3 protein-coding genes are annotated in these 1,782 nt (G+C 60.1%); 1 reads left to right on the forward strand and 2 read right to left on the reverse strand.

Going from position 1 to position 1,782, the window contains the following annotated elements; translation table 11 throughout:
* Positions 1-168, forward strand: a 168-nt coding sequence (locus tag BQ17_RS25035) for an AAA family ATPase (protein WP_176722472.1), incomplete at its 5' end; no start/stop codon positions are given.
* A gap of 99 nt (positions 169-267) precedes the next feature.
* Here the strand turns inward: BQ17_RS25035 and BQ17_RS16015 are convergent.
* Both BQ17_RS16015 and BQ17_RS22870 read right to left on the reverse strand, forming a co-directional pair.
* Positions 268-1,341 (reverse strand): tetratricopeptide repeat protein, encoded by a 1,074-nt coding sequence (locus BQ17_RS16015; RefSeq protein WP_176722473.1) that lies wholly within the window; start codon positions 1,339-1,341, stop codon positions 268-270.
* Positions 1,342-1,498: 157 nt separating this feature from the next.
* Positions 1,499-1,782 (reverse strand): hypothetical protein (locus BQ17_RS22870; RefSeq protein WP_218068310.1); only part of this gene is annotated, 284 nt, incomplete at its 5' end.

Here is a 1,782-nt window from a genome sequence, read left to right on the forward strand (position 1 = left end):
TACGATCTCAACCAGGCGGATCGGTTCGAGCAGCTGTTCGGGGGACTTGCCATCGGCAAAAATCCCACCGCCGGGCACAACCGATACTTGGTACTGAAATGGGACTTCTCCGAGGTCAGCCCGGTGGGCGATGGTGAACCGAGCTGGAGCGCGGCCATGCGGATCTGACCCTGATCGTGCGTCCGGCGTCAGCGGCTACGAGCTTCCGAGACACTCCGCGGCGGGTCGCTTCCGCGTTCCCACGCGGCGCGTGGGAACGAGAGAATCCTACCGATTCCCGATCTGCCCGGTCCGGACAGCGGTCAGGTTGTGCCGAATGATCCGGGTGTGGGGATGTTCTCGGCCGAGCCTGCGCTCGGCAATCGGCAAGGCCCGTTCGTAGTAACCGATAGCTTGTTGGTAATCGCCGAGCCGTTGCCAGGCCAATCCCAGGTTATTGCGGCGTATCGCCACATCGGGATGATCCTCGCCGTAGGTCTGGAGATGACTGGCTAAGGCCTGCTCGTAATAGCCGATGGCCTTTTGGTACTCACCGAGGGCATACCAGACCATTCCCAAATTTCCGCGGTCTATTGCTACATTGGGGTGGTCCTCGCCATAGCGTTCGAGATCGCCGGCCAATGCTTGCTCCAAGTAGTCCTTGGCAATCCCGTAATCACCGAGTCTCCATGGTAATAGGGCTGCGCCTATGAGATAGCGGCTATTATCCGGCGCAAGCTCCACGGCCCGCTGAGCGTGTTTGTAGGCCTCCTGATAACGGAGTTCGTCCCAGGCGACCTGGCTGCGTTGATAGGCGGCCTCGGCGGCAGTGAGTGCGGATACCCCGGGCAGAACCTCGAACTGGGCCAAGAGCTGGTCTGCCTTATCCGAGTCACCCTGGACCAGGGCGGCGAGGACCTGATCCAGCAGGTCGTCCGGGACCTCGCCGCGGCTGGTCTCCAGTTGAGCAATGCGTTTCTTCAGCTCTTCGATATGGGTCTGGTAGCTGGCTGCGGTATCCGCCAATCGGCGTTCGAGCTCCGTTTTCTCGGCCTCCAGGATTCGGCGTTCCTCGGCTTGGGCCTGTTTCAGCTCCTCGGTGACCTCCCGCTCCCGCCGCTTGAGACCGGCCGCGTATTCTTCCAAGGTAATGCCGATCCGGATGTCAACGGTGTCTTCGGAGCCTGTGACTACGGTTGGGGGGTCTTGAGGCCCTGGGTTGGTCACAGCGTCGTTTGTGGCGGTGTCCCCGTTGCTTTGTTCCGCCAGGGCAATAGAGACAGCCCAGCCAATACCGAGCACCAGGGCAGGGAGTCCGATCAAGATCGTCCGGAGTCTTTGGCGGTTTTTGTGCAGTTGCATGGTCCGACCTCGTGGTTCCCGGATATGCGGAACCCGGTGAGTGTCTGTTATGCCGGCATCTGTCTGCCGTCCCAGGGACGGGGCAGACAGACGCCCATCACATCTTTGGGCTGAATACTCATTGCAGGCTTCTAATCGTACAGGATTAACAAGATTATCAGGATTTCCTCTCGTTCCCACGCGCCGCGTGGGAACGCGGAAGCTCCGCGCCGCGGAGTGTTTCGGAGCCTGTTGGGTACGCCGCGCTGGGTGCATCCTGATAAGCAACCGCGCTCACCACACCAATGATGCAGTTCGCGTTTTCACCGGGGTAGTGTTCTAATTTTGTTGTTGCCGAATAATAAGAACCTCTCTGGCTCCCACGCTCCAGAGATTGTGAAAGAATTCGCGGGCGAATCCGCAGGGAGCGCTCTTGGGCCTCGGAAGCGCCAAAACCGGCGT

Origin of the sequence: Candidatus Thiosymbion oneisti, from assembly GCF_900092655.1 — a bacterium.
Classification (GTDB): Bacteria; Pseudomonadota; Gammaproteobacteria; order Chromatiales; family Chromatiaceae; genus Thiosymbion; species Thiosymbion oneisti.